The following is a 419-nucleotide window of genomic DNA, read 5'->3' as shown; positions in this document are numbered from 1 at the left end:
AAACTGAGCGTAAAACCGACTTATTTCCGACTGGAAATGAACGGTGAAAAGCTGATTGAAATCGACATTATCAACATGATTGAGATCGTCGGTGGCGTTGACCGCATGGCGGCGCATCGTGAAGCATTAGGGCTATAAGGTAAAAGTAAATGACTGAACAAAAAGAAAATACTCACATCACAGTGACATTAGATGAACCGTTGACTCGTGGTGAAACGACGATCACTGAAATTATTGTGCGTAAACCCAATTCAGGGGCATTACGCGGTGTTCGTCTTGCGGCATTAATGGAAATGGATGTTGATTCAGCGATGTTGGTTTTACCTCGCGTCACGGCACCGGCACTAACCAAGCCTGAACTTATCCTTATGAATCCAGCAGACATGCTGAATTTGACCAAGGAGTTAGTGTCTTTTTTT

2 protein-coding genes are annotated in these 419 nt (G+C 43.7%); both read left to right on the top strand.

From position 1 onward, the window contains the following. The coding region (locus PROVRUST_RS19500) for a phage major tail tube protein (RefSeq protein ID WP_006816533.1) at positions 1-138 on the top strand (138 nt) is incomplete at its 5' end. A gap of 11 nt (positions 139-149) precedes the next feature. Further along, a partial coding sequence (locus tag PROVRUST_RS18900; protein ID WP_006816532.1) for a phage tail assembly protein occupies positions 150-419 on the top strand: 270 nt, incomplete at its 3' end.

The sequence above is a fragment of the Providencia rustigianii DSM 4541 genome (genome assembly GCF_000156395.1).
Classification (GTDB): Bacteria; Pseudomonadota; Gammaproteobacteria; order Enterobacterales; family Enterobacteriaceae; genus Providencia; species Providencia rustigianii.
The sequence above is the reverse complement of the archived record's forward strand: the minus strand, read 5'-3'. Positions and strand labels throughout refer to the sequence as shown.